We start from the raw sequence: 17,113 nt of genomic DNA, 5'->3' as shown, positions 1-17,113 counted from the left end.
TTGCCGTTTGTTTGTGTGTTGGAACGTTAGCATGTTGGAACGTACTAACGTTACGACGCTTGTAGAAATGTTAGATTCTTTTATCGTTCTATCGTTTGTTCGAAAGTACGATAGTAACATAGATAAATCTATCTATCGAAAGTTAGAATGTTCGATATAATAACAGATATAATGTTCTATTGATTGTTCTACCTATATAAAGATAGTATTAAATATATTTTCCTTTTTTCAACTGATAAACACCTCTTTTTTGAAGAGAATAAATAGGGCAAACTTTTTGAGAAAATACTATCTGAAAGATGGAGATTTTCGATAAAACCCAAAAGGCTGTGAGTTTGCCATTTTGTTCTCTTTCAGATTTCTTTGTGTTCAGCTGAAATAAAGCATAAAAAAAGAGAAGTTGAAAAATCAACTTCTCTAAATTTGATATATCATGATTGGGAATCTATCTTTCTATCTTTTGTCAATTCTCCTTGCCAAATCATCCATATCCTTACTGATTTTCAAATCTGTGATCTTTGCATATATTTGAGTCGTGCGAATACTGCGATGTCCAAGCATTTTTGACACCGTCTCTATTGGAACTCCATTGGATAGGGTGATTGTCGTTGCAAACGAGTGCCTTGCCATGTGGAATGAAAGCGGTTTATCTATATCACATAGTTCTCCTATATCCTTCAAGTATTCATTTATCTTCTGATTAGAGATAACAGGTAATAATTTCCCGTCTTTCTGTTTCCCTTTATACTTTTCTAAAATCTGCTTAGGAATATCCAGCAAACGTATATTTGAATTGACATTAGTCTTTGTTCTTTTAATCATTATCCATAAATTGCCGTCAAAAGCTTTTTGCACACTTGTTTCCATCAGATTGGATACGTCAACGTAGGCAAGTCCTGTATATACACTGAATATAAAAATATCACGGATTGTATTTAGTTTAGGGGTTCTGAAACTCTTTTTCCAGATTCGATCTATCTCATCTTGTGTCAAAACTTCTCTATCTGTCTCCTGAAATCGAATTCTAAAATTGATAAAAGGATCGTTAACCGTTTCCCCGGTCGCTTTGATAAAATTAATAACCCGCCTGAATCGTTGTACACACTTCATAGCTGTATTGTTATGAAGATTGCATTTATCCATAAGGTACAGGTAAAAGTTTTCGATGAATGCAAGGTTGAGTTCTCTTATTGAAATATCTTCAATTCCATGTTTCTCTTTCATGTAGTCAATGAGTCGGGTTTTAGCGAGCTCATATCTGGTATAAGTTTTATGAGTAGTATGTTTCCCGACTTTCATTTTGTATTGGTTATTATGCTCCGTGAAATAACTGATTAGTGTCTTAGCGGACGCCTCAAATCCCAAAACATCATTTTTTATTTCATCGGGGAAAGCATAACCATTTTCATCCATTCTTCGATTGTAGGCTTTGGTTATCTTTGAGGATAAGTCATGTAGAGCCCTGTTGATTTCTGCTACTTCATTTGTACGACCAATAGCTTTGCCTGCTTTTGCATCCCAATTTTCGAGATTGACTTCTAATTTTGTTCCTAGTTGAGCAACCTTTGTATTAATGGTTATTCTTGCCATTATAGCTACTTTGCCATTTGCTTTAGGTTGATTTTTCTTTACATAAAACAATGTCCTGAATGTTGACTTCATAATTCTTCAATTTTTTAGTTACAAATTTTTGTTTTTTCGCTTTGAAGAATGACAGACAACTCTGCGACAACTTGTAGTAAATAAGATATTTATTGCTTTATCCATTACCTAAATTATATCTTGAAAATAGGTAATGTTTTAGTAACGGTTTTTGACTTTAGATTGACTTTTTCGGGTCTGAAAGATGACCAAAGAGAAGTTTATAAAAACTGAAAAAGCCCTCTAAATTAAACATTTAGAAGGCTTTTCTTAATTTTGACCGAATCTTGGCTTCGGCTTTTGTGGTCCCACCTGGACTGATTGTTATTTTACATCAACTTATATTTAACACCCATAAAATATTGATTTAATGATGTTAATGTAAATATCTTACATTGTCAATTTTGATACTTTACACTAAATATAAAAAAATTTACATTAAAAATATACCCCAAAATATACCCCATTATAAATATTACTTACTATTTTTGCTATATAATAAATCTCAGTGTATGGCTCTAAATTGTAAGTTTCATCTAAAATATCCCAACAAGGAATTTTCATGTTTGTTCCTATTGATTAATCACAAACCTTACAAGCAGTTTAAATATTACTTAATTGCTCCCCATGTAGAAAAAACCATATCAATACCAACAAAGTGTTGGGATAGTAAAAAACAGAAACCAATAAAACCATCCCAACAAAAATATAAAATTTATACAGCAGATATAGAATTAGCTGAAAATGTAATTGAGAAAATCAAATCTAATATAAAACATATAATAACTAACGCTTCACTAAATAGTATTGAGTTAACTAATGAATATCTAAGAAAAGAGTTAGACAAAAGATTGGAGATAAAGGGAAAAATTCAGGTGGAAGAAAGCCCAAGTTTAGTTAGCTTTTATGAAAGAAAAATTAAGGGCATGGAGGATGGAACATTTGTTCAGTCAACTAATGGAAAAAAATACGAAAAAGGAACAATTGATAGTCATACTACTTGTTTAAAATGTTTACAAGAATTTGATAGAATAAACAAGAGAATTACATATTTTGAAGATATAAACAACAGTTGGTATGACGACTATGTAAAGTTCTTGTTGGAAGAACAAGAAATATTTGATGATAAAGGTGAATTAGATTATGTAAAAGAGCCATTAGGCGTAAATACAATAGGCTCAAAGCACATTAAGAATTTGAAATTTATAATGAAGCGTGCCTTAAAAGAAGGAGTAAGTAATTCAACTGAATATGAAAGAGATTATTTTATACGACCAAGAGAAGAGTCATACTCAATAGCCCTAAATGAGGATGAATTACAAGCAATATATAAAACCCAAGCATTGAATATAAAAGAACAAATTACCAAGGATTTATTCTTGGTTGGAGCTTACACTTGTTTGAGATATTCTGATTTTTCAGTTATTAAACCTAATAATTTTAAAAATATTATTCATAATGATGTAACAACAGAAGTTATTGAGAAATCAGCTCATAAAACAAAAGGTAGAGTAATAATTCCAATACTTTGGGATGAGTTAAAAGAAATATTACAAAGATATAATTACAATTTGCCATACATAAATAGTGTCGAATTGAATAAGAATATTAAAAATATTGCACAAAGAGCTGGGATTGATAAGATAGAAGAATATCATCAAACTAAGGGTGGTATTACTGAATTGATTAAAGAGCCTCGATATAATTTAGTCTCAAGTCATACAGCTCGAAGAAGTGGAGCAACAAATTTAGTACTGAGAGGATATACTTATGATGAAGTTAGAAAAATAACAGGGCATAGTAGTAATGATATGCTCCAAAAATACATAAAAATTGATAGTGTGGATAATGCTGTATCAATGGCTGAAAACTTTAATAAAGGCAAGAAAAATGAAAAATAAGAATTTGGTAACAGAATTAAAAAGAGTCGAATTTTCTACATCTGATGATAAAATATCATTTGAACAGCATAGTTATAATGGATTTTTGGGTATTCAAGGCAGCGAAGCCTATTACAATCATTTAGAAAATCTATATAATGAATATGTTGATAACATAAGGGAAAATGTGGACAATCTATTGTTTAATGACAGGTGCAGTCTGTTAGCCTATTTGAATGATAAAATAATATTATTTGATAATGTAAAATTAGACTATGAGCTAAAGAACTACATGGATTGGAATTCTTATATAATAAGTTGTGAAAAGCATTATAAAGAGAATATAAAAAATAATTTAGGGGCAAAAAATGAATATCAGACAGCTAAATTTTTTAAAGAAATGACAGATGTGCAAATGTCATTTATTGAAAAAGCTATTAAAGAAATGAATGATTTATATAATAACTATAATGATGGTGGTGGAAAAACAACAGTTGAAAAGCCAAAAGAAAGTTTATCTACTCAAAATAAATCATTGTCTGAATATGTTGATGACTATTTTTCACGATACTCAGATGGAGACACATTAACCAATAAAGACCTTGCGTATATTTTTGATATATCAAGACCAACTATTGATGAGTGGAAAGAGCAAGGTAAATTTATTGAAATATCAGAAATGGGAAAAAGACCTATATTGTATTCAAAGGAAGATGTAAAGAATAACATAAAGAATGGTATTCTGACTGATAGATTGACAGATATAAATAAAAGATAGTTAATCACGAGGTTGTAATCTAAACTGTGTTAGTAAAGTTAATAATTTATTCTTTACTGACACAGTTTAGATTACAACCTCTGATTCTGCATCAATTATTGATAAGAATGACTATCAAACCATAGATTATGTTTCGCCAATTAATCAATCACAACATGGTCATAAACATACAGTCCCATTAATCATATTTTTCACTCATATGTATTATCTAATATTTAAAAATAACTTAATATCTACTACATATGACAATTTTAATAGAGCTGAATTTGATGGTATGCCAAAACCCCAACTCCATATTACATATAAAGACATTAATGGGAAAAATACAAAAAAACTTATATAATAAATATAAGTTGTTGTTCAAGCGTAACAAAAGAACTAATTTCATTGGATGATGAGCTTTGTATATTTTATTGTATATGTGAAGAAAATAAATAGTTTCCCCTAAAGGGATATGTTACCTTTTATTCGTATAATTATATTGCTATACATTATTCATTTTAGGAAATAAAATTGTCTAAAAACTTAATAGATCGTACGCCTCCATCAATTCCTCAGTTCTAATACCAAGATATTTTCTTGTAGTCCTTATATCACTATGATTAAATAACTCAGAAAGTTTTACCAAAGCTAATTCAGCGTTATTCCCTGCATTATTATAAACTTGACGACCAAACGTTTTCCTCATTGAATGAGTGGAAAAATTCTTTATTTTCAAATTGTATTTTACCCTAATTTCTTTAAATATTACATTTATTCTCTGAACTGAATAAACACTATTTTTTTGACTTATAAATATATGGTCATTTGGTGATAGTGGTTGTATTTGCTTATAGCATGATACAATATGTTTCTTTAATTGTTCATTAATTTTGATAGTGCGTTGTTTCTTAGTTTTCTTTTCGATAATGATTAAGGTATCAGCATTTAAAACATCATTCCATTTCAAATTCAAGAGGTCAGAAATCCTGATGCCAAAGAAAGAACCCAATGCAATCAATAGACTAAATATATATTTTCCATCTTGAAAGAGTTTTGAGATTAACAATATATTACTATCCCATTCAAGATAATCAGCAGTTGTATTTTGAAATTTCTTACTCATAATAATATTCAGTTTTGTTGGTTAATCGTTGATAGTGAATGCCCTTTTTGGCGTAAAATATTTAATCGTTAGTTTATCAATGATTTAGCTGTTTCACTTATTATAAAAGTGAATATTTTTCTTTTACTTTCTGTTCATAATTTTCGCAACATTCGACAGCATCGTCAATTACATCTATCAATTCATCAACATATATGCCTTTAATAGATTTTACTTCCTTTAATTGGACAGACAATAACTTTATATCAAAAAGGTCAGAACCTTCATTGTATTCCACCAATACCCAACCTTTATGAAGAAATCCCTGTACTTTAAAAGATAACCCATTCTGTATGGACTTTGGAGAATTGAAACCCCAAGACCATACTATATTTAGGTTAGTTTTCAATATGGATAAGATGTAATTTGCCATTTCCATAGCTATAGTATTGCAATTAGATTCTCATATCTAAAACTTCTCCACACTTGTAATTCAATATCGAAATATGCTTGACAGTTGTAATATTTGCGAGGTACACCATATCCATTCGTGGTGCTATTTACAACCCTTTCAAGCAACGTCCCCCATGCTTCACGTATCGAACCATCTTTCTTTTTATACAAGAAATGAGCAGTACCATTCATTAATTTGAATTGTAAAACCTCTATTAATGCTGATGTTTGAAGTGATAAAGTAAGGTCATAACCACTTAAAACCATATTTGTAGCTCTGTTTAATAATGCTAAGTTGTTGATAGTATTTTTCATATCTTGAATTTTTAATAGTTTAAAATCTTTTAATTATACTTTTAGGTTCTCCCCATCCATTAAGGCGATAGACAGCCTTAACTGCATCCTCATAATATCCATAATCCTCAATATGGCGAGCAGTTGAGCTTGTTTCTGTAACTGATGTATATTGATATACTGCCCACATATTGCGCTTATGACAGAAATGATATAGACCTACTTTTGCTTTCATAACTTCTCTTATTTACTATTTGAATACAATACAAATATATGACATATGTTTAATATATGCAATAAAATACTAAAGAAAATATTACATTTATTTATTATTTGTCATATTTTAGCTATGTTTGTAAAAAATGAAATTAAATGGAAAAAGAAAATAAGCAGGAAAGGACTGTTATCCATGTTGAAATAGATGGCAGACATCACTATTTTGGGAGCATTGCAAATATATTTGAGCATTTTGATGCTGATACCATTGGTATTAGTTATGGTAGCTTGCGTAACTATGGTTTATCTGAGGAAAAACAATATCTGAATAAAAAATGTATTATCAGGAAAGGGATATTGTTGGCTAAATCGACTAATAGAGGAAGAAAAAATTAATAATATCTTTCAATTTTGTTTTTATTACCATTTGGTAATATTTTTGCAAAATGAAAAAGAGCAAAATCAAAGATAAATTAGAGAATATATTACCAATTTTATCGCTTTCTTTTATATCTGAAAAATATTATAACAAAAGTAGGCAATGGTTGTATCAAAAGATAAATGAAAGCGTTGTTAATGGCTCAAAATATAAAATCAATGATAATGAGATTGATATTCTAATTTCAGCATTAAAGGATATTGATATAACTCTAAATAAATCCATTCAGGAATTAGAGCAAATCAAAAAAAGAAAGACCAAGCAAAAAGCAAAATATTATACAAAAAGTAATCCATTCAACCATAAACTCTTTATTGAATGGCTAAACATGATACCTAACTATAAGAACAGTCGCTTTTTAGAGCCATTCGCAGGGTCAAATAACATCATTAAATTAGTGAAAGATGTTGACAATGATATAAGTAATTGGGTATGTTTTGATATTGCTCCTCCTGTTGAGAATAATGTTCTACAATATTCTGTAACAAAAAGAGATACTATTAGAAATTTTCCTTCAGGCTTTAATATTTGTATCACAAATCCTCCATATTTAGCTAAAAATTCAGCAACAAGAAGAAAATTGAAATATCCTGATACTCATTATGATGACGTTTATAAACTATGTTTGGATATTATGCTGTCTGATTGTGACTATGTGGTTGCAATACTACCTGAAAGTTTTATTACATCAAATCTATTCCACAATCGTTTATTGGGGCTAATATCATTAAATTATAATGTTTTTGATGATACTAATTGCCCTGTATGCCTTGCCTTATTTATTCCCCAAAAATTAGATGACAATTTTCATATATACATTGGAAATGAATATATTGGAACGTATAATCAATTGAAAAATTATAATTTAACTGAATATACAAATAATACGATAAATTGGAAATTTAATGTTCCTGATGGCTCTATTGGTGTGAAATGTGTGGATAGCCAACATGGAGCAGATATCAGGTTTATCAGGGGAGATAAAATTAATTCTGATGATATAAAGATATCATCAAGAACATTAACAAGGATTTCAGGACTACCCTACAATATCGAATTAAAATCATTTATTGATGTATGTAACAATGTATTATCTGAATATAGGATGCAAACTAATGATATATTCTTAACATCATTCAAAGGGTTGCGAAAAGATGGTAAATATAGGAGGAGAATTGATTTTAAGACAATTAGGTGTATTTTAAATAAAGCTACAAAAACAGTTTTTAATCAATCTATCCTAAAAGGCGTTAAAGGAAAACCAAACTCTTTATAGGAATAGGATATACCCTCAATCTTTATTTTTTTTACTTTTTCAAATATATATTGCTTTTCTGCTTTTGTAAGGATTCCTACTCCATTGTGATAAAGCCTTGCTATAAGTTCATCGTTAAGTTCAAGTAAGTCAACCTTTGTTGAATATAATTTTATTAGCATATAATTAGTTGGTCTATTAGGCCCCAGAACAATTGTGATTTGATCAGTTTCCACTTGACAAAAGCATAAATCAACACAAAAATCTCCTCCCCAAGAAATAAAATTTCCATCAAAGTTATAGCCATCAAAGAAATCTCCAAAAGTGGCTTTTCCCAAATTTGGTATTTCACATCCTGATAGCATATCATCATATAATAAATTCGCTTTATCAGTTAAGCGATAATTTATTTTTTCTATCGAGTTATTGTTTTTAACAAGTGTCGTCAACTCCATATTCTTAAATGTCCATGTATAGAAAGCAAACATTGAATCGAGTTCATAAATATCTTTTGGTTCTCCATATTGTTCCTTAATATAATCAACTGATGTATTAATAGATAATCTTTGCATTATATCTTCAGGAACATCCATATTACTTATATCAAGAGGTGCTCTATCTTTATAGAAAAGGAATTGCATTGCTCCAATGATTACCAAAATAGAAAGAATCACAATAGCCCATGTCAATCTCCTTTTTAATTTATATCTATGAGTAAGATAGTCTTGTATAGATAAAATATCCTTAAACCTATCATCTTTATTCTCTTCTAAACATTTACTTATACAGTTTTTATAAGGTTTAGGCAGTTTATTTAATAATGATTTATTATCTGAACTTGTATAGGCATACAAAACCAATAATCCAAAACTATATATATCAGCCTGTTGGTCAACATTCTTACAGTTATCTACTTGTTCAGGAGCAGCATAACGTTCGCTTTTTCCTGATGTTTCATACTGATGACTATCAGTATAGGCAAAACCCAAATCAACTATTTTAACATCATGGTCGATTTTTGTAATAAGGATATTATCAGGTTTTAAATCTAAATGAAGGGTTTGCCTTTCGTGCAGATACTCAAGGGCAGAAAGTAACTGTTGAATAAATTTTTTAAGATTGCTTTTTGAATGGAAATAGTCAGGTTCTTTTTCAAGAAACTCTTTTAAGGTATACCCTTCAATATAAGGAGCTAAAAGGTATATTCCATTTGAATCGTAGCCTTTTTCTAAATAGCTCGATATATTGGGATGTTCAATTTTAGAGCCAATCTCAAATTCTTTCTCAAATGCAGCTTTATATAATGGATGATTAGAATATTCATCTTTGGGACGTTTAAGGAAATACCACTTACCTTCTAAATATATTTTATAAGTATTACTTGTATTACCATTTGAATATAATTTCTGTATCTCACTAAAATCAAATGATTTACAATTAATTAATTCATCAAAAGAAGAACTTTCCATAGTTTGTCAGATTTTCGACAAAGATAAATCCTTTTTATAAAATAGATAAAGAAGTTATTCCTGATATTTTTCCTGCTGTAAACTTTCCTATTGAAATGTCATTTCTTATTACATTCGATACAATGAGGGGATAATTGAGAACAAAATGGCTAACTTCAATAATATCATTTACAATTAACTTACTGTTTAAACTGTCGATAACAGAAAATTTATTATCCCCAATATATTCTATTGTAACAATCCTGTCAGGAGAGTAAGTAAACCTGATTTTTGTTCCAATGCTTATATTTTGGATATCTATTTCTTCAATGGATGTAAATGAAGAGTTTCCTGATTGGACAAGGCTTTCCAATAGTTCGTCCCAATTCTTATGGTTTATATATCGAGCTATCGCATCCAATGTGTAAAGTCGAGGTTCTTTCACACCATCAATAAATCCAAGTAATCGTTTTAAGGTATTCGTGCTAACTCTTTGCTTAGTGCATTTTTCTATATCAAATGATAAATGCTCACAATCAGATGGGTAACGTATTTCTTTACCCAATTGATATTCTAATTTTTCTTTGATTACAGGTGATATCATAGCTAAATTTTGCAGCAAAAATAGGGTAAATATCTCATAAAAATTCATTATGGACAATATGGATGCAATGTACAAAATGGATTGGGAATATTCAGAATAAGCATTATACTTTTGACCTGATATTTTTTTAACAAACTAAATTTATTCAATCTATGAAAAAAATGTTCTTCCCATTATTGATGACCATCATTCTGATGACAAGTTGTGGCTCTATCAGCAAAACAGGTTATGTTGCTCCTTTCGCTCGTACAGAAGTACATACAGATGTACTAAAAGCTGATTTAGATATCAGTAAAGAAAAGGTTGAAGCAAAAGCAAGTTCTTCTTATCTCTTTGGTTTTTGGAGAGTGGCAGGAGATAATAAGTTCACTGAGGCGAAAGATGCAGGGCTTAGTAACTCTATCTTTGGTGGACGAATTGATAAAGTAAAAAGTGCAGCCATGTATAAAGCATTGCAACAAAGTGATGCTGACATGCTTATCACGCCTCGTTACGATACTGAAACAAAAAGCTACTTATTGGGATTATTCAAAACTTACAAAGTGAAAGTGAGTGGTTACAATGCAAAAGTTAAAGACCTTCATCAAATAGAAGTGCCTATTGAGAAAACAGTAAGAACAATAGGAGATTAAAATATTTGACTATAAATAAGTTTAGTAACAGCCCGATGTGTATTAACAAAATTTTATATATTTGTACTGTACTTCACAGTACAGACATATTTTGTGATACACAGAAAGTGTAGCTTTATTCTTAAGAAACGAATCTGACAGTTCAAAATCTAAGCAGAGAATAAGCCAATATTCTTCTCATCATATCCTCGTATATGGTGGGGCTGTTGCTTATATTTGATGCTTAGAGGCTTTGTCAGAGCCTGTTTCTTTCAGATTAAGTTTTCAGCACCCACTTTCTTTTTTTTGTAATACTTTTCTTTGGTGCTGAGAAAAAGGAGTATCTGAAAATCCTCTAAGAGAGTAAGGCAATCGACAAATGAGAACTAAAATGAGAGCATTAAGAACCTCTGCAGATTTGCTTTTATGCAAATATTGTAACACTCCTATTCTCCTCAAAGGAGCAACGAAATATATTAATCCTAATTGTCCTTCAAATAAGCCACTTAGGAGTAAAAGAGAGAAGATGTTGAAAATAATTGAGGTATAACAATATAGATTTCATAAGATATGAAAACTCCCACATTAATAATATTGCTTGTTATCATTCCCTTGTTATCATTTTCTCAATCCAAGAATCCTTCTTTAATGATTCTCCCAAGTGATAATTGGTGCAATCAACGCTACTTTATGACTGAATACAATAATCAGGGAACAATGATGAAAGTTCCTGATTATAAAATGGCATTTCAGGAAGACACTGAATTGGGGCAGGTTATTAGTAAAATTGGCACATTGATGTTGAAGAAAAATTATTCACTGAAAGATGCTGAACAGGAATTAAAAAACATTCAGCAACGAATAGCAGAAGACAATGTAACTCAAAGCTCAGCAACAGGCTCTTTCCTTTCTGAATCGCCTTTAGATATATTAAAGAAAAGGGCAAAAGCTGATATTGTCATTCAAATTTGGTGGAAAGTAAACAAAACAGCAACAGGAAAATCAATTTCCTTTACATTGGAGGCTTTTGATGCTTATACAAGCAAAAGAATTGCCTCATCAACAGGAACAGATATACCAACAAACGAAAGTATTGTTCCTATTATGTTGGAAAAGGCTGTATCTGACAGGATGAAAGAGTTTACAGGGCAAATGGATAAATTCTATAAAGATATTTCCAAAAATGGAAGGGAAATTATTCTTTCTGTAAAACGATGGGAAAATACAGATTTCACATTGGAAAAAGAAATCAATGGAGAAGAAATAATAACTCATATCAATGATTGGATGAGAAAGAATACAGTTAATAGCCAATTCAATATGAGCGATGCTACTGAAAACTTTATCTTATTTGAACAAGTGCGCATTCCTATGAAAGGCAACATGGATGCGAGGGAATTTGGCAGACAATTACAAAAATATCTGAAAAGTTCGCCTTTCAATATAGACGCAAAGTTGATGACGAGGGGATTAGGAGAAGCAATTTTAGTTTTAGGAGAAAAGTAAACTATGAAACTGATTACTATAAAACAGATTTTCAGTATTGTAGCAATGATTTTCAGCATAGTATCTGTAAAATCACAAACAATAGATGATTTTGGAAAAATTACGCTTCAAAATCAAATTTCAAGCAGTTCAAGCCTATCCAAAGAAGCAATTTCACTTATTGAAACAAAGATGAAAGAAATTGTAGCCAATAATGGTATTGCTTCAACAGATGTAAATCCTCGTTTTGTCATCACTACAACTGTCAATGTATTAAGCAAAGATATTGTAGCAGGACCACCACAAATGGTGTCTCAAAACTTTGATATTACTTTTTCTATTGATGATATGGTTGAACAAAAGATTTTTTCAACAACAACTATTTCGTTTATTGGAGTTGGAACCAATGAAACAAAGGCTTTAATTGGAGCAATAAAAAAGATTAATCCCAATAATCCTGACTTTACAACCTTTATAGAGAATGGAAAAACGAAAATCATTGCTTTCTATCAGGCAAATTGTGAATCCATAATAAAAACAGCAGCAGCACTTTCTCAACAAGGAAATTACAATCAAGCTATCTACAATTTGGCTTTGATTCCTGATGTTTGCTCTGACTGTTATCATTCAGGTTTGAGACTACAAGGAGAAATTTATACTAAAAAGATAGAAGCAGAAGGAAAAAGAGCATTTCAGAAAGCTCAATCTCTATGGTCTCAATCTCCTAACAAAGAAATAGCTTCGCAAGTAATGAACTTTGTATCACAGATAAACCCTGATGTTTCATTTTTTCAGAATGTCATTTCTTTTGTAAAAGAAGTTTCGACCACAATACAAAATCAGGAACTTAGAGAATGGGAGCAATCAGTAAAAGAATACAATGACAGGTTGGAACATGCTAAGAAACAATCTGATAGAGATTTTCAATTACGACAGATGAGAATTAAGACATATAGGGAAATTGCTGTGGAATATGCAAAAAATCAACCTAAAAGAGAAATTTATAACACATTAATAATTAGATAAAATGAAAAAGAATGTATTGCTACTAATTTTCTTATTCGCCCTAAATGGGATATATGCACAAAAAATAGATATTGTATCCTTAACTACTATTGGAGAGGGAAAAACAAAAGATGAAGCTGTAACAAATGCTCTTCGCAGTGCGATTGAGCAATCGTTTGGGACATTTATTTCCTCACAAACAAACATAGTTAATGATGAATTAGTAAAAGATGAAATCGTCTCAGTCTCTAATGGCAATATAAAGAAGTATGACATTGTAGACAGTCAATCATTGAGTAATGGAAATACTTCTGTAACTGTAAAATCTCAGGTGTCATTATATACACTTTCGTCTTTTTGTAAGAATAAGGGATTTGAGACAGAATTTGATGGCGCTGCTTTTGGTGCAAATATTAAACTGCAGGAACTTTATGCAAAAAATGAAATAGAAGCTATTCGCCAATTGCAAATACCATTTCTTGCATTAACAGACAGGGCTTTTGACTATAAAGTGTCAGCAAAAGACCCTATAAAAGCAGGCACATACAAAGTAACAAGCAGAAATCAACCCATAGAAACAGGACCAAGAAGGCAACCCAAAACAGACGAATGGGAAGTTCCATTAGAAATAACAGCTTCTGCGAATCAAAATTTTTTCTCAGCAACAGAGGTATTATTCAATACATTAAGTTCACTTTCTTTATCTAAAAGTGAAGTCGAAAATTATCTTAAAATAAATAAGACTGTTTATCCATTCACACTGTGTATTTCAAGTAAAAAGTATGATATATTCTATTTGAGGTCACAACAATCAGTACAACAAATATTGTCTTTACTAAGCAGTTTAAGAAATTCACTTATGAAAGCAGAAATAGATGCAAATATTCAAACAGTCGTAATAAGTTCTTTACCTAATGCACTCGATAGCAAAAACGCTACATTGATAAACAAATATGGTACACGTAATGCAAAAAACGCGAATCCATTTGTTTGCCAACTTGATAATATCTATTTGTCTGAGGTTGCTCTTTATAGTTCTCAAATGGTTCAATCTACATCATTAGGATATAGTGCTCGTAGAGTAACCTCAAAAACATACGAAAACACACCTTTCGATTTTCTATATAAACTTGAGAAAAATGCTCTTATTCATAAGGCAGGGAATAGAGGTGTAGACTTTGGTTCTGTTATTTCTCTTTCTGCAATCAACAAAGATAAATATAATTTACTCGTGTTCAATACTGTACATCCCGATCTTTCAACAGATAAGCTTTCCAAGATAAAAAAGTATACAATTTCATCTAAATAATATTATAAGTTATCATGAAAACAATAATTAAAATCACAGGAAGTAATTCAGACAATGAAGTTCTACTAAAAGCTATTAAAGTAAAAGAGTTATGTATTTCAGAAGATTTGTTACCAAATGGTTGTGATTACGAATTGGTGTTTAAATTCAAAAAAGACGCTATTGTCTCCTTATCAACAGGTAAACATTATCTTTTAGAAAATAACTATTGGAATAAGAAAACGTGTGCATCTATCTATGGAAATAGGATAAAATTCAATGAATCTTTGGCTGAAATAATTCCATGCTTATGAGAAGATGGTTATTATTTATATTCATATTGCCCGTTTTCCCTTGCTTTTCTCAGGACTATTCAAACGAAAAAACCTCTTTGGCTAACTTCTTAAAAAGAATGCACAATCAAACAGCATTTGAGGGAGTGAAGGTTGTTGAGGACTATGACAACACTTACTTAATCTCTGCATTGAGTTTAGATAAAAGTAAGTATAAGAGTGACAACATCTTGAATAGAGTGGCACAAGTAAAAGCAAGACAGCAAGTAAGTGTATTCTTGAATGGCTCTACGATATCATCTGATTTGATAATTAGGACAACTGAAACAAAAAAAAGAGCAGATTCTGAAATAATAATTGAAACAACAGAAATATTGAAAGAGCATTCTGTTGGCTTTGTCAATGAAATAGAACTGCTTATAAATTTTATAGCTAATACAGACAACAATAAAGTAGTATATATCTTTATCAAACGTTTGGATAAAGATAATAATCATTCAAAATACAATAATTTATGAAATATATTACAATCTTTACATTAGTGGTTTTTACAGTCGCTGCTTACTCATGCAGTAAAAGTAACGACAAATCACAAGAAAATGTTAGTCCCCTAATTGACAGTATATTTTTGATTACAAGCAATGCTGTTGGGGAATATTCTCTTGACCAAACTCTACCATTTTTCATTACAGAAACACATGGAGGTAATCTACGAGAATCTGAAAGGTGGATAAATCTTGATGACGTACAATTTAAGGCCAAATGTTATATTAATTATGATGGGAATGAGATGCAGATTAAAATTGTAGATTATTCAGATGAATATGGTCCTAAACAATATGACGAAATTAATGAAATATTAGTCAGGTCACCATTATATCAAACAAAAGAAGGCGCTGCTGTTGGAATGACATTATCTGAATTGAAAAAGAGATATAACGATTTAACATGTAAGTATTATTGTCGCTGTCCTGAACCTATTTTGAGTATAAAATATCCTGAATATAGCTTATCTGTACAGACAGACATATATCCCAATGTTTATTTTCTATTCTCTACCAAACAACTGAAAAGTGAAGAAAAAGTATTATCCAACGATGGAATGAATTTAACGATATCAGAAATAAGAGATGATGCCAAAATTATTGCTATTTTATTATCAGATGGTAGCGCAACTGTAAATGATATAGAGTCTGAATCACGTTACTAATATATTAAGATGAAAATGTAGTCAAGGGAAAAAATGATAGTTGTTGACCTTGAAAAAAAATATCAGAATACAGAAATATTAGATATCTCAAAAGCAGATATTGCGAATAATACAAGGTGTACCATATTGATGAAAGTAAAAAAGAAAACATAACATCTCAAGCAAGTATGAAACAGATTACACAAGCATTTATTCTCATTGTTCTTTTATTAGGACTTATAGGATGTAAAAACAAGAATGGTAAGGAAAAGAATGAATTGATTGGTATTTGGGGAACAACTAATCACCAATGTGATGGAGGTCTACTTCTATACATTGGAGAAAATACTGCTATATATACAGACGATATGTGCTTCAACTATGAAGGGAAATATGAAATGGATTCTTTATTTGGAAGGTTTGAGTATTTAGTTTTGGATGGTTTTGATAATTCAGTTTGTGATAATTTCCCTACTCATGCAGAACATAGATTTCAAATAGATAGGGATAAGGGGATTTTGGTCTACAACTCAGATATATTTTCAAAAATTTCTGATTTGGATGATAATACGAAAGAAAAACTAACTAAAATTCAAAATGGATTACAATCAAATAAGCTAACTGCTGTCATTAATGATAAGGATGGTTGGACAAATGCGAGAAAAGAACCAAATACATCATCTGATATTCTATATAAGATTTATGAAGATGAGATTTTCTATATTAATCCTGTTCTAAATGGGAATTGGTATAAAATTGTTGAATATAAAAATAATTCAAAAGGTTGGATACACAAATCATGCGTAAAGATTATTTCAAATAACCAAAAGAATAATTCAAATAATTTTTCCAACAATAGTTCAATTACCATCAATTCTGAAATGGATTTCAGAGCATATATTAATAATAGGACATTTAAGTCTTTAAGTGATGATATAACATTTAGATATGTCAATTCTGAGAATATTGCATATTTAAAAGGAATCGCAACAGGTCCAATAGAGGTGATAAAACATTCAACTTATAGCGAAGGAACAAGTGTGACATTTCTATTAAGAAGTACTTATAGTGGGAAGACTGCTCGATTTTCATTTGCAACTCCCAATATATTATTTGATGAAACAGGACGAGAGTATAGAATGCAATAAAA

The 17,113-nt window shown here is 30.3% G+C and carries 19 protein-coding genes; 12 read left to right on the top strand and 7 right to left on the bottom strand.

Going from position 1 to position 17,113, the window contains the following annotated elements; genetic code table 11:
- Positions 1-453 precede the first annotated feature (453 nt).
- Positions 454-1,662: a site-specific integrase gene (locus D0T57_RS07200; protein ID WP_163272329.1), complete on the bottom strand. Its 1,209-nt coding sequence runs from the start codon at positions 1,660-1,662 to the stop codon at positions 454-456.
- Positions 1,663-2,153: 491 nt separating this feature from the next.
- Here D0T57_RS07200 and D0T57_RS07195 point away from each other — a divergent pair, with 491 nt between their 5' ends.
- Together D0T57_RS07195 and D0T57_RS07190 are read left to right on the top strand one after the other, a co-directional pair.
- Positions 2,154-3,542: a phage integrase SAM-like domain-containing protein gene (locus tag D0T57_RS07195; RefSeq protein WP_163272327.1), complete on the top strand. Its 1,389-nt coding sequence runs from the start codon at positions 2,154-2,156 to the stop codon at positions 3,540-3,542.
- Entirely contained in the window at positions 3,532-4,299 is a 768-nt protein-coding gene (locus tag D0T57_RS07190; protein WP_163272325.1) for a hypothetical protein, read from the top strand. The genes D0T57_RS07195 and D0T57_RS07190 overlap by 11 nt, the downstream gene beginning before the upstream one ends.
- A 517-nt stretch (positions 4,300-4,816) precedes the next feature.
- Here the strand turns inward: D0T57_RS07190 and D0T57_RS07185 are convergent.
- From D0T57_RS07185 to D0T57_RS07170, 4 genes are all read right to left on the bottom strand, one after another.
- On the bottom strand, positions 4,817-5,404 hold the full coding sequence (locus D0T57_RS07185; protein WP_163272323.1) for a tyrosine-type recombinase/integrase: 588 nt from the start codon (positions 5,402-5,404) through the stop codon (positions 4,817-4,819).
- Between the two features lie 100 nt (positions 5,405-5,504).
- Positions 5,505-5,822 carry a hypothetical protein gene (locus D0T57_RS07180; RefSeq protein ID WP_163272321.1) on the bottom strand — a complete coding sequence of 106 codons (318 nt, stop codon included), beginning with the start codon at positions 5,820-5,822 and terminating at the stop codon, positions 5,505-5,507.
- 2 nt (positions 5,823-5,824) lie between these two features.
- Positions 5,825-6,151 (bottom strand): SH3 beta-barrel fold-containing protein, encoded by a 327-nt coding sequence (locus D0T57_RS07175; protein WP_163272319.1) that lies wholly within the window; start codon positions 6,149-6,151, stop codon positions 5,825-5,827.
- Positions 6,152-6,170: 19 nt separating this feature from the next.
- Positions 6,171-6,365 carry a hypothetical protein gene (locus D0T57_RS07170; protein WP_163272317.1) on the bottom strand — a complete coding sequence of 65 codons (195 nt, stop codon included), beginning with the start codon at positions 6,363-6,365 and terminating at the stop codon, positions 6,171-6,173.
- Positions 6,366-6,502: 137 nt separating this feature from the next.
- Between D0T57_RS07170 and D0T57_RS07165 the strand changes: the two genes are divergently transcribed.
- Both D0T57_RS07165 and D0T57_RS07160 read left to right on the top strand, forming a co-directional pair.
- Positions 6,503-6,742 (top strand): hypothetical protein, encoded by a 240-nt coding sequence (locus D0T57_RS07165; RefSeq protein ID WP_163272315.1) that lies wholly within the window; start codon positions 6,503-6,505, stop codon positions 6,740-6,742.
- 50 nt (positions 6,743-6,792) lie between these two features.
- Positions 6,793-8,061, top strand: coding sequence for a DUF5053 domain-containing protein (locus D0T57_RS07160; RefSeq protein WP_163272313.1), 1,269 nt, complete (start codon positions 6,793-6,795; stop codon positions 8,059-8,061).
- Here the strand turns inward: D0T57_RS07160 and D0T57_RS07155 are convergent.
- Both D0T57_RS07155 and D0T57_RS07150 read right to left on the bottom strand, forming a co-directional pair.
- On the bottom strand, positions 8,016-9,509 hold the full coding sequence (locus D0T57_RS07155) for a protein kinase (RefSeq protein ID WP_163272311.1): 1,494 nt from the start codon (positions 9,507-9,509) through the stop codon (positions 8,016-8,018). The genes D0T57_RS07160 and D0T57_RS07155 overlap by 46 nt on opposite strands.
- 34 nt (positions 9,510-9,543) lie before the next feature.
- Positions 9,544-10,092, bottom strand: a complete 549-nt coding sequence (locus tag D0T57_RS07150) for a hypothetical protein (RefSeq protein ID WP_163272309.1) — start codon at positions 10,090-10,092, stop codon at positions 9,544-9,546.
- Between the two features lie 152 nt (positions 10,093-10,244).
- Here D0T57_RS07150 and D0T57_RS07145 point away from each other — a divergent pair, with 152 nt between their 5' ends.
- The 8 genes from D0T57_RS07145 to D0T57_RS07110 all read left to right on the top strand — a co-directional run bounded on the left by D0T57_RS07145 (position 10,245) and on the right by D0T57_RS07110 (position 17,111).
- The gene (locus D0T57_RS07145) at positions 10,245-10,724 is read left to right on the top strand and encodes a hypothetical protein (RefSeq protein WP_163272307.1); all 480 of its coding nucleotides are present in this window, start codon (positions 10,245-10,247) and stop codon (positions 10,722-10,724) included.
- 549 nt (positions 10,725-11,273) lie between these two features.
- Positions 11,274-12,209, top strand: coding sequence for a DUF6175 family protein (locus D0T57_RS07140; RefSeq protein WP_221412294.1), 936 nt, complete (start codon positions 11,274-11,276; stop codon positions 12,207-12,209).
- Between the two features lie 3 nt (positions 12,210-12,212).
- Complete coding sequence (locus D0T57_RS07135) at positions 12,213-13,214, top strand: hypothetical protein (RefSeq protein ID WP_163272305.1); 1,002 nt, start codon at positions 12,213-12,215, stop codon at positions 13,212-13,214.
- Position 13,215: 1 nt separating this feature from the next.
- Positions 13,216-14,502 (top strand): LPP20 family lipoprotein, encoded by a 1,287-nt coding sequence (locus D0T57_RS07130; protein WP_163272303.1) that lies wholly within the window; start codon positions 13,216-13,218, stop codon positions 14,500-14,502.
- 14 nt (positions 14,503-14,516) lie between these two features.
- A complete protein-coding gene (locus D0T57_RS07125; protein ID WP_163272301.1) occupies positions 14,517-14,795 on the top strand; it encodes a hypothetical protein in 279 nt (92 codons plus the stop codon).
- On the top strand, positions 14,792-15,292 hold the full coding sequence (locus D0T57_RS07120; protein ID WP_163272299.1) for a hypothetical protein: 501 nt from the start codon (positions 14,792-14,794) through the stop codon (positions 15,290-15,292). Before D0T57_RS07125 ends, D0T57_RS07120 begins: the two co-directional genes overlap by 4 nt.
- Positions 15,289-15,984 carry a hypothetical protein gene (locus D0T57_RS07115; RefSeq protein ID WP_163272297.1) on the top strand — a complete coding sequence of 232 codons (696 nt, stop codon included), beginning with the start codon at positions 15,289-15,291 and terminating at the stop codon, positions 15,982-15,984. Before D0T57_RS07120 ends, D0T57_RS07115 begins: the two co-directional genes overlap by 4 nt.
- Before the next feature lie 167 nt (positions 15,985-16,151).
- On the top strand, positions 16,152-17,111 hold the full coding sequence (locus tag D0T57_RS07110) for an SH3 domain-containing protein (protein ID WP_163272295.1): 960 nt from the start codon (positions 16,152-16,154) through the stop codon (positions 17,109-17,111).
- The last annotated feature ends 2 nt before the right edge of the window (positions 17,112-17,113 follow it).

The sequence above is a fragment of the Dysgonomonas sp. 511 genome (assembly GCF_010501105.1).
Lineage (GTDB): Bacteria > Bacteroidota > Bacteroidia > Bacteroidales > Dysgonomonadaceae > Dysgonomonas.
The sequence above is the reverse complement of the archived record's forward strand: the minus strand, read 5'-3'. Positions and strand labels throughout refer to the sequence as shown.

Excerpts from the sequence above, each read along its gene's own strand:
- D0T57_RS07180 (WP_163272321.1), bottom strand. The coding sequence starts at position 5,822 with ATGGAAATGGCAAATTACATCTTATCCATATTGAAAACTAACCTAAAT.
- D0T57_RS07120 (WP_163272299.1), top strand. The coding sequence starts at position 14,792 with ATGAGAAGATGGTTATTATTTATATTCATATTGCCCGTTTTCCCTTGC.
- D0T57_RS07185 (WP_163272323.1), bottom strand. The coding sequence starts at position 5,404 with ATGAGTAAGAAATTTCAAAATACAACTGCTGATTATCTTGAATGGGAT.
- D0T57_RS07195 (WP_163272327.1), top strand. The coding sequence starts at position 2,154 with ATGGCTCTAAATTGTAAGTTTCATCTAAAATATCCCAACAAGGAATTT.
- D0T57_RS07165 (WP_163272315.1), top strand. The coding sequence starts at position 6,503 with ATGGAAAAAGAAAATAAGCAGGAAAGGACTGTTATCCATGTTGAAATA.
- D0T57_RS07170 (WP_163272317.1), bottom strand. The coding sequence starts at position 6,365 with ATGAAAGCAAAAGTAGGTCTATATCATTTCTGTCATAAGCGCAATATG.
- D0T57_RS07190 (WP_163272325.1), top strand. The coding sequence starts at position 3,532 with ATGAAAAATAAGAATTTGGTAACAGAATTAAAAAGAGTCGAATTTTCT.
- D0T57_RS07140 (WP_221412294.1), top strand. The coding sequence starts at position 11,274 with ATGAAAACTCCCACATTAATAATATTGCTTGTTATCATTCCCTTGTTA.
- D0T57_RS07200 (WP_163272329.1), bottom strand. The coding sequence starts at position 1,662 with ATGAAGTCAACATTCAGGACATTGTTTTATGTAAAGAAAAATCAACCT.
- D0T57_RS07130 (WP_163272303.1), top strand. The coding sequence starts at position 13,216 with ATGAAAAAGAATGTATTGCTACTAATTTTCTTATTCGCCCTAAATGGG.
- D0T57_RS07160 (WP_163272313.1), top strand. The coding sequence starts at position 6,793 with ATGAAAAAGAGCAAAATCAAAGATAAATTAGAGAATATATTACCAATT.
- D0T57_RS07145 (WP_163272307.1), top strand. The coding sequence starts at position 10,245 with ATGAAAAAAATGTTCTTCCCATTATTGATGACCATCATTCTGATGACA.
- D0T57_RS07135 (WP_163272305.1), top strand. The coding sequence starts at position 12,213 with ATGAAACTGATTACTATAAAACAGATTTTCAGTATTGTAGCAATGATT.
- D0T57_RS07150 (WP_163272309.1), bottom strand. The coding sequence starts at position 10,092 with ATGATATCACCTGTAATCAAAGAAAAATTAGAATATCAATTGGGTAAA.
- D0T57_RS07125 (WP_163272301.1), top strand. The coding sequence starts at position 14,517 with ATGAAAACAATAATTAAAATCACAGGAAGTAATTCAGACAATGAAGTT.
- D0T57_RS07110 (WP_163272295.1), top strand. The coding sequence starts at position 16,152 with ATGAAACAGATTACACAAGCATTTATTCTCATTGTTCTTTTATTAGGA.
- D0T57_RS07155 (WP_163272311.1), bottom strand. The coding sequence starts at position 9,509 with ATGGAAAGTTCTTCTTTTGATGAATTAATTAATTGTAAATCATTTGAT.
- D0T57_RS07175 (WP_163272319.1), bottom strand. The coding sequence starts at position 6,151 with ATGAAAAATACTATCAACAACTTAGCATTATTAAACAGAGCTACAAAT.
- D0T57_RS07115 (WP_163272297.1), top strand. The coding sequence starts at position 15,289 with ATGAAATATATTACAATCTTTACATTAGTGGTTTTTACAGTCGCTGCT.